Source organism: Achromobacter sp. Marseille-Q0513 (genome assembly GCF_018195695.1).
GTDB lineage: Bacteria > Pseudomonadota > Gammaproteobacteria > Burkholderiales > Burkholderiaceae_B > Achromobacter.
Genome location: NZ_JAGTJY010000213.1, coordinates 1 through 9,652, shown reverse-complemented (window position 1 = coordinate 9,652; position 9,652 = coordinate 1). Strand labels below are relative to the sequence as shown.

Here is a 9,652-nt window from a genome sequence, read left to right as displayed (position 1 = left end):
ACCGGCGCAATCGGCCATGCGCCGGTTCTGCGTGATGGCGCGCACGAACAGGCCCAGGCGCGTGTGGTTGAGCAATGCCCAGACCAGCGCCACCACGGCCAGCGCGAAGCCGATGATGACCAGGCGGTTGTAGCTGAGCACCAGCCCGCCCAGCACCGTGAATCCGCCGGACATCCAGGCCGGATTGCCGACTTCCACGTTCTGCGCGCCGAACAGGCTGCGCACGCCCTGCATCAGCATCAGGCTGATGCCCCAGGTCGCCAGCAGCGTTTCCAGGGGCCGGCCGTAGAGCCAGCGGATCACGGTGCGCTCCAGCGCCATGCCCACCAGCGCCGTGACCAGGAAGGCCAGCGGCAGCGCCGCCGCCACGTACCAGTCCAGCCAGCCGGGCAGCCAGGCGCGGAACAGCGTTTGCACCACATAGGTCACGTAGGCGCCGATCATCAGCAGCTCGCCGTGCGCCATGTTGATCACGCCCATCAGCCCGAAGGTGATGGCCAGCCCCAGCGCCGCCAGCAGCAGCACGCTGCCCAGGCTCAGGCCGTAGAAGAGATTGCCGGCCCATTCGACGGTGGCCAGGCGGCGGTCGATGCGGCGCAGCGCGTCGGCGGCGGCCTCGCGCACGCTGGCGTCGGGTTCGGCATGGACGCCGTCGCGCTGCTGCGTCAAGGCCGCCAGCACGGGACGGAACGCGGCGTCGCCGCCGCGCCCCAGCAGTTCCACGGCATGACGCCGCGCCGCCGGATCGGCGCTTTGCAGTTCCAGCCTGGCCTGCGCGATCTCCAGCGCGGCGCGCACGGTCTGGTCGCGTTCCGCGGTCAGCGCTTGCGCGATCAGGGGCAGCCGCGAGGGATCGTTGGTCTGTTGCAGGCGGCGCGCGGCGGCCAGCCGCGAGCCGGCATCGGCCGCGTGCAGCTGCGCGCCGGCCTGCGCCGCCTCGATGGCGCGGCGCAAGCGGTTGTTGATGCCGATGGCGGACGAGCCGGCCGGCAGGTCCAACGCGGCGCCGCTGGCCGGGTCGGTGGCGCGGGCGCCGTCGCCGATCAGCACGCGGCCGTCCGGCGCCGCGTAGAGCTGGTCGGCGCCCAGCGCGCGCAGCACGGCGGCGCCCTCGCCGCCGGGCAGCGCGCCCAGCGCGGCGATCGCCTGCAGCCTGGCGTCGGTATCGTCGCCCGCCAGCGGCGCCAGCAGGTCCGGGCCGACGCCGGCCGCCGCCACGGGCAGCGCCGGCCAGGCCAGGGCCAGGGCGAGCAGGAGACGACGCAGGTAGCGTGCGATCGCAGCGTTGCGCATGGCGGCCGTCTCCTTACAGGCCCTGCTTGCCTTCGTTGCCCGGGATGTACGGGCTCCAGGGCTGGGCGCGGATCGGACCCTTGCTCTTCCAGACCACGTTGAACTGGCCGTCCGCCTTGATCTCGCCGATGTACACCGGCTTGTGCAGGTGATGGTTGGTCTTGTCCATCACGATCTCGAAGCCGCTGGGCGAGCTGAACGTCTGGCCGCCCATGGCCGCGATGACCTTGTCCACGTCGGTGCTCTTGGCCTGTTCGACGGCCTGCTTCCACATGTGGATGCCGATGTAGGTCGCTTCCATCGGGTCGTTGGTGACCACGGTGGCGGCGTTGGGCAGGTTCTTGGCCTTGGCGTAGGCCTTCCACTTGGCGATGAAGTCGGTGTTGACCGGGTTCTTGATCGATTCGAAGTAGTTCCAGGCCGCCAGGTGGCCGACCAGCGGCTTGGTGTCCACGCCGCGCAGTTCCTCTTCGCCGACCGAGAAGGCGACCACCGGCACGTCGGTGGCCTTCAGCCCGGCATTGCCCAGTTCCTTGTAGAAGGGCACGTTGGAGTCGCCGTTGATGGTGGAGATGACGGCGGTCTTGCCGCCGGTGGCGAACTTCTTGATGTTGGCGACGATGGTCTGGTAGTCGGAATGGCCGAAGGGCGTGTAGACCTCGTCGATGTCGCTGTCCTTCACGCCCTTGGAGTGCAGGAAGGCGCGCAGGATCTTGTTGGTGGTGCGCGGGTACACGTAGTCGGTGCCCAGCAGCACGAAGCGCCTGGCGCCGCCGCCGTCCTCGCTCATCAGGTACTCGACGGCGGGTATGGCCTGCTGGTTGGGCGCGGCGCCGGTGTAGAACACGTTCTTCTCCAGTTCCTCGCCTTCGTACTGCACCGGATAGAACAGCAGGCCGTTCAGCTCCTTGAACACCGGCAGCACCGATTTGCGCGATACCGAGGTCCAGCAGCCGAACACCACCGCGACCTTGTCCTGCGCCAGCAGCTGGCGGGACTTCTCGGCGAACAGCGGCCAGTTCGAGGCCGGATCGACCACCACGGGCTCCAGCTTCCTGCCCATGACGCCGCCCTTGGCGTTGATCTCGTCGATCGCCATCAGCGCCACGTCCTTGAGCGAGGTCTCCGAGATCGCCATCGTGCCGGACAGGGAATGCAGGATGCCGACCTTGATCGTGTCTTCGGCGGCATGGACCGACGGCATCCAGCCGGCCAGGGCCAGCAGGCTCACGGCGGTCAGTTGCTTGAGGGCTAGTCTGCGTTTCATGGGGACTCCTGGGTAGGTTGCGCCGGCATCGCCGGCATGAAATGGACAGGGCCTGTACCGCGCCTCGCCAGGACATCAAAGCAAGACCCGTGCCAGCCGCAACGGACGCGGCGGCGCGGCGGGGCCGCTATATGTAGGCGGAAGGGCGGGGCGCGGGAACGATGCGGCGCGGCGGCCTGTTCAATCTGGTGCCGCGTGCACAAAACGGGTGCGTGATCTGCGCGGCGCCGGTGCGCGCCGGCGCCGCGACGGCGCGCCGCGCCTTGTGGCCGCGCGGGACGTCCTGGCAGGGAAACAAGGGGAAAACGCGCCGTTGGCGCGAACATGGCATGCCGCTTGCTTGGGAATCCGTACTTGCATACCAGAGAGGATTCCAGCATGAACGCCGCAGCAACGCAGTTCGACACCGCCGGTTGGACCATCGCGCAATGGCAGGCCGCCTATCTCTCGGGCGCCCGGCCCGAGGCGCTGCTGGCCGGCCACGCCGCAGCGCCGGACGCGCCCGCCGACAATGCCTGGATCCTGCGCGTCGACGGCCAGGCGCTGGCGCGCCAGCTGGAAGAATTGGCGCGGCTGCTGGCGGCGGCGGAGGGCGACCTGTCGCGCCTGCCGCTGTACGGCGTGCCCTACGCGGTCAAGGACAACATCGACGTCGCCGGCTGGCCGACCACCGCCGCCTGCCCCGCGTTCGCCTATACGCCCGACGAGGATGCCGGCGTGGTGCGGCGCCTGCGCGCCGCCGGCGCCATCCTGGTCGGCAAGACCAACCTGGACCAGTTCGCCACCGGCCTGGTGGGCACGCGCTCGCCGCACGGCGCGGTGGCCAACGCGTTCCGGCCCGAGTACATCAGCGGCGGATCGAGCTCGGGATCAGCCTCGGTGGTGGCGCGCGGACTGGCGGCGTTCTCGCTGGGCACCGACACGGCCGGCTCGGGACGCGTGCCGGCGGGTTTCAACAATATCGTCGGACTCAAGCCCACGCGCGGCTGGCTAAGCGCCGCCGGCGTGGTGCCGGCCTGCCGCACGCTGGATTGCGTGTCGGTGTTCGCCCTGACGGTCGACGACGCGGCGCGGGTGGCCGACATCGCCGGCGGCTACGACGCGGACGACCCCTACTCGCGGCCCGCGCCGGCCGGCACGGCCCGTCCCTGGCCGGCGCGGCCGCGCTTCGCGGTGCCGGACAAGCTGGAGTTTCACGGCGACGCCGAGGCCGAGGCCGCCTTCGATGCGGCGCTGCGCGAGGTGCGCGCCAGTGGCGCCGAGCTGCGGACCATCGATTTCTCGCCCTATGCCGAGCTGGCCGCGCTGCTGTACCAGGGGCCGTGGGTGGCCGAGCGTTTCGCCGCGGTCGAAACCCTGTGGCGCGAGCAGCCGGTCGCGATCGATCCGGTGGTGCGCGGCATCGTCGAAGAGGCCGGGCGCTACAGCGCGCTGGACGCCTTCCAGGCCGAATACCGCCGCGCCGCGCTGGCGCGCGCCATCCAGCAGTCGCTGGCGGACGTGGACGCGCTGCTGGTGCCCACCGCGCCGTCCATCTACACCATCGAACAGCTGCGCGAGGATCCGCTGGCGCTCAATTCGCGGCTGGGCCTCTACACCAACTTCGCCAACCTGGCCGATCTGTGCGCGCTGGCCCTGCCGGCGGGCATGCGTGGCGACGGCCTGCCCGCCGGCATCACCGTGCTGGGTCTGGCCTGGCAGGATCATGCGCTGGCCGAATTCGGCAGGCAATGGCAGGCGCGCCTGGGCTTGCCGCTGGGCGCCACCGGCAAGCCTCTGCCCGCCGCGCCCGCGTCGCGCGATCCGGCGCCGGGCACGCTGCGCGTGGCCGTGGTGGGCGCGCACCTTAGCGGCATGCCGTTGAACCATCAGCTCCGTTCGCGCCATGCCGTCCTGGTGGAAAAGACGCGCACGGCGGACGACTACCGGCTGTATGCGCTGGCCAACACCACGCCGCCCAAGCCGGGCCTGGCCAAGCGCGCCGATGGCGCGCCCATCGAGGTCGAGCTGTGGGACATCCCCATCGCCGCGTTTGGCGGCTTCGTCGCCGAGATTCCGGCGCCGCTGGGCATCGGCACGCTGGAGCTGGAGGACGGGCGGCTGGTCAAGGGCTTCATCTGCGAGCCGCACGGCCTGGAAGGCGCGCGCGACATCACGGCGCATGGCGGCTGGCGCGCCTACCTGGCCAGCCTGAATCCCGCCGTCCGCTGATCCCCCCAATTCTTTCCAGGAGTCGCAACGTGTTCGATACCGTTCTGATCGCCAACCGAGGTGAAATCGCCGTCCGCGCCATTCGTACCCTGAAGCGCCTGGGCATCCGCAGCGTGGCGGTGTATTCCGACGCCGACCGCAACGCCGCCCATGTGCGCGAGGCCGACGCCGCCGTCGCGCTGGGCGGCGAGAAAGCCGCCGACAGCTATCTGCGCATGGACCTGCTGCTGGCCGCCGCCCGCGAACAGGGCGCGCAGGCCATCTACCCCGGCTATGGCTTCCTGTCCGAAAGCGCTGAATTCGCCGAGGCCTGCGAAGCCGCCGGCATCGCCTTCGTCGGACCCACGCCCATGCAGATCCGCGAGTTCGGCCTGAAGCACCGTTCGCGCGAGCTGGCGGCGTTGGCCGGCGTGCCCATGACGCCGGGCACCGGGCTGCTGTCCAGCCTGGGCGAGGCGCTGGCGCAGGCCGAGCGCATCGGCTATCCGGTCATGCTCAAGAGCACGGCGGGCGGCGGCGGCATCGGGCTGTCGCGCTGCGACAGCGAGGCCGAGCTGACGGCGGCCTACGACAGCGTGCAGCGCATGGGCGAGCATTTCTTCCGTGACGGCGGCGCCTTCATCGAGCGCTATGTGGACAACGCGCGCCACGTCGAGGTGCAGATCTTCGGCGACGGCCGGGGCCGGGTGCTGGCGCTGGGCGAGCGCGACTGCTCGGTGCAGCGGCGCAACCAGAAGGTCATCGAGGAGACGCCGGCGCCGAACCTGCCGCCCGCCACCCGTGCGGCCCTGCTGGAAGCGGCGGTGCGGCTGGGCGAGTCGGTCGGCTACCGCTCGGCCGGCACGGTGGAATTCATCTACGACCCGGCCCGCGACAGCTTCTATTTCCTGGAGGTCAACACGCGGCTGCAGGTCGAGCATCCGGTCACCGAGGCGGTGACCGGCCTGGACCTGGTCGAGTGCATGCTGCGCGTGGCGGCGGGCGAACCGCTGGACCTGCAGGCCATGTCGCGCGCGCCGCGCGGCGCGTCCATCGAGGTGCGGCTGTACGCCGAGGATCCGCTGCGCCAGTTCCAGCCTTCGCCGGGCGTGCTGACCGAGGTGCATTTCCCCGAGGGGCCGCGCGTGGACGGCTGGGTCGCGACCGGCACCGAGGTGCCGGCCTACTACGATCCCATGCTGGCCAAGCTGATCGTGCATGGCGACACGCGCGCAGAGGCGCTGGCCAGGCTGTCCGACGCGCTGGCGCGCACGCGCCTGCATGGCATCGCCACCAACCTGGACTACCTGCGCCAGATCGTGGCCGACGCGCGCTTCGCGGCCGGCGAGCTGTCCACCCGCTTCCTGGAAACCTTCGAGTACCGGCCAGCGGCGATCGAGGTGCTGGAGGCCGGCACCTATACCAGCGTGCAGGACTATCCCGGCCGCGCCGGCTACTGGAATATCGGCGTGCCGCCGTCCGGTCCGATGGACGACTACGCGTTCCGGCTGGCCAACCGCATCGTCGGCAACGCGCCGGACGCCGCCGGCATCGAGGCCACGCTGGCCGGACCCACGCTGCGCTTTCATGGCGATGCCGTCATCGCGCTGACCGGCGCGCAATGCGCGGCCACGCTGGACGGCGAACCCGTGCCGATGTGGCGGCCGGTGACGGTGCGCGCGGGCCAGGTGCTGGCCACGGGCCGCGCGCTGTCTGGCTGCCGCATGTACCTGGCCGTGCGCGACGGCCTGGACGTGCCCGTCTACCTGGGCAGCCGCTCGACCTTCGCGCTGGGACAGTTCGGCGGCCATGCCGGCCGCACGCTGCGCGTGGGCGACATGCTGCCCCGAGTCCGTCCCGGGTTGCCCGGCGCGCCTGCCGCGCCCGAGGCGGCGCCGCAGGCCGCGCCGCCCGAGCTGGTGCCGGCCTATGGCGATACCTGGCGCATCGGCGTGCTCTACGGGCCGCATGGCGCGCCGGACTTCTTCAAGCCGGAGGCCATCGACGCCTTCTTCGCCGCCGACTGGGAAGTCCACTACAACTCCAATCGCCTGGGCGTGCGCCTGACGGGCCCCAAGCCGGACTGGGCGCGCGAGAGCGGCGGCGAGGCCGGGCTGCATCCGTCCAACATCCACGACTGCGAATACGCCATCGGCAGCATCAACTTCACCGGCGACAGCCCCGTGATCCTGACCCGCGATGGCCCGAGCCTGGGCGGCTTCGTCTGCCCGGTCACGATCGCCAAGGCCGAGCTGTGGAAGGTGGGGCAGGTCAAGCCGGGCGACCGCATCCGCTTCGTGCGCATGGACTATGAACAGGCGGTGGCACTGGAGGCGGCGCAGGACCGCAGCCTGCGCGAGCTGAGCGCCGCCGCGCCGGCCATGCCCGCCGTCGCGCCCATCAGCGCGCCGGCGCGCGCCACCGCGTCCGAGACCATCATCGCGGCGCTGCCGGCGCAAGATGCGCGGCCGTCCGTCGCCTACCGCCAGGCCGGCGACGGCTACCTGCTGCTGGAGTACGGCGACAACGTGCTGGACCTGGCGCTGCGCATGCGCATCCATCTGCTGATGGAGGCGCTGCACGAGCGGCCCGTGGCCGGCGTGCTGGAGCTGTCGCCGGGCGTGCGCTCCCTGCAGATCCGCTACGACAGCCGCCAGGTCCGCCAGGATGCGCTGATCGCGCGGCTGCTGGAGATCGAGGTCGGACTGGCCGACGTGGCCACGCTCAAGGTGCCCACGCGCGTGGTCCACCTGCCGCTGGCCTTCGAGGACAGCGCCACGCTGGGCGCGGTGCGGCGCTACCAGGAGACCGTGCGCGCCAGCGCGCCCTGGCTGCCGAACAACGTGGACTTCATCCAGCGCATCAACGGCCTGGCCTCGCGCGAGGATGTGCGGCGCATCGTGTACGACGCCAGCTATCTGGTGATGGGCCTGGGCGATGTCTACCTGGGCGCGCCCTGCGCCGTGCCGATCGATCCGCGCCATCGGCTGCTGACGTCCAAGTACAACCCCGCGCGCACCTACACGGCCGAAGGCACCGTCGGCATCGGCGGCGTGTACATGTGCATCTACGGCATGGACTCGCCGGGCGGCTATCAACTGGTGGGGCGCAGCCTGCCGATCTGGAACACGTTCATGAAGAACCCGGTGTTCCAGGACGGCAAGCCCTGGCTGCTGCGCTTCTTCGACCAGGTGCGCTTCTATCCCGTCAGCGAGGCCGAGCTGGACGTGCTGCGCGAAGACTTCCGCCACGGTCGGGCCAGCGTCCGCATCGAGGAGGAAGTGTTCGACTTCGCCGCGCACCAGCGCTTCCTGGCCGAGCAGGCGACCAGCATCGCCGCCTTCCAGGCGCGCCAGAAAAGCGCCTTCGACGCGGAGGTCGCGCTGTGGCAGAGCGAGGACGTGGCGCCGCCGCCGTCCGGGCCGGAAGCCGCCCCGCACGCGCAAGCCGAGCTGCGCGAGGGCGAGCGGCTGGTCAGCGCCGACATGTGCGGCAATGTGTGGAAGGTGCCGGTCGAGATCGGCCAGAGCGTGTCGGCGGGCGACACGCTGGTGGTGGTCGAGGCCATGAAGATGGAACTGTCCGTCATCGCGCCGGCCGCCGGCGTCGTGACCGCGATCCGCTGCGTGCCGGGCAAGCCCGTGAACGCCGGCGATCCGCTGGTCGTCCTGGCGGAGGATGCGTCATGCACGGTAGCCTGAGCCTGCGACCCGCGCTGGCGCTGGGGGCCTCCCTGGCCGACCAGGCCTATCAGCTGATCAAGGACGATCTGTTCAGCTTCCGGCTGCTGCCCGGCGAGCGCTTCACCGAGACCGACCTGGCGGCGCGGCTGGGCGTGAGCCGCACGCCGGTGCGGCTGGGCCTGGCGAGGCTGGAGCGCGAGGGCTTCGTGCTGGCCAGCCCGCGCAGCGGCTGGCAGGCGCGGCCCTTCGATTTCGAGCGTTTCGAGGCCTTGTACGACCTGCGCATCGTGCTGGAGCTGGCGGCGGTGGAGCGCCTGTGCGCGCGCGAGCGCGCGGACGAGACGGACCTGCTGATGGCCTTGCGCGACATCTGGCACGCGCCGCCGCAGCAGCGCCTGCTGGATGGCCGGCGGGTGGCCGAGCTGGACGAGGCCTTCCACTGCGCGCTGGTCGAGGCGGCGGGCAATCCCGAAATGGCGCAGGTGCATCGCGACGTGACCGAGAAGATCCGCATCGTGCGCCGGCTGGATTTCACCAAGGACTTCCGCATCGACGCCACTTACGAGGAACACGGCGCCATCCTGGGCGCGGTGCTGGCGCGCCAGGCGGACGACGCCGCGCGCCTGCTGCGCGCGCACATCGGCACGAGCCGCGCCGAGGTCAGCAAGATCACGCTGCGCATGCTGCACGAGGCGCGCGGCGGCTAGGATCGGTCCATGCCGGCGGCGTCGCGCGCCGGCCGGACACAGCGCCGCGAGCGACGCGTGGCGCGATGTCAGCCTTGCAACTGCCGGTAGACTTCCTGCGACACCCGTTGCAGTTCTTCCCGGCTGACGGCGCCCGACAGCGCGTAGCCGAACGGGCCCTCGGCCCAATAGAACACGCGCACCGGCCCTTCCTGCGTGAACTGGAAGGCGGTCTGGCCGCCGGCTGCCTCGCGCGTGACGTACAGGGTCAGGCGCTGCCCGTCGGGCGCGCCGTACATGAACAGCGCCACCGGGCCGGCGCCGCCGGGCAACAGGCGGCCGCCGACCAGTTCATAGCCCAGCGCGGACAGCGAGGGCGCGCTGACGGGCGCGCCCAGCCGCTTGGTCAGCCAGGTCACCAGGGCCTTTTCGTTGTCGCCGCCGACTTCCACCGGCCGGCCCATGTCGGGCGCGTAGACCGCGTGCGCCACGGCGGCGCGCTGCGCATAGCTGGCCGCCGCGCGCTCGGGCGC

The 9,652-nt window shown here is 71.2% G+C and carries 6 protein-coding genes; 3 read left to right on the top strand and 3 right to left on the bottom strand.

Features of this window, described 5'->3' with window-relative positions; translation table 11 throughout:
* The coding region (gene urtB, locus KDH83_RS27105; RefSeq protein WP_212321393.1) for an urea ABC transporter permease subunit UrtB at positions 1-1,293 on the bottom strand (1,293 nt) is incomplete at its 3' end.
* 13 nt (positions 1,294-1,306) lie between these two features.
* A complete protein-coding gene (gene urtA / locus KDH83_RS27100; protein ID WP_212321391.1) occupies positions 1,307-2,560 on the bottom strand; it encodes an urea ABC transporter substrate-binding protein in 1,254 nt (417 codons plus the stop codon).
* A 378-nt stretch (positions 2,561-2,938) separates the two neighbouring features.
* Here urtA and atzF point away from each other — a divergent pair, with 378 nt between their 5' ends.
* From atzF to KDH83_RS27085, 3 genes are read left to right on the top strand one after another with little or no spacing between them, the layout of a single operon-like run.
* Entirely contained in the window at positions 2,939-4,771 is a 1,833-nt protein-coding gene (gene atzF / locus KDH83_RS27095; RefSeq protein WP_212321389.1) for an allophanate hydrolase, read from the top strand.
* Between the two features lie 29 nt (positions 4,772-4,800).
* The gene (gene uca, locus KDH83_RS27090) at positions 4,801-8,451 is read left to right on the top strand and encodes an urea carboxylase (RefSeq protein ID WP_212321387.1); all 3,651 of its coding nucleotides are present in this window, start codon (positions 4,801-4,803) and stop codon (positions 8,449-8,451) included.
* On the top strand, positions 8,436-9,140 hold the full coding sequence (locus tag KDH83_RS27085) for a GntR family transcriptional regulator (RefSeq protein WP_212321385.1): 705 nt from the start codon (positions 8,436-8,438) through the stop codon (positions 9,138-9,140). Before uca ends, KDH83_RS27085 begins: the two co-directional genes overlap by 16 nt.
* Before the next feature lie 68 nt (positions 9,141-9,208).
* Here the strand turns inward: KDH83_RS27085 and KDH83_RS27080 are convergent.
* Positions 9,209-9,652 (bottom strand): anti-sigma factor (locus KDH83_RS27080; protein ID WP_212321383.1); only part of this gene is annotated, 444 nt, incomplete at its 5' end.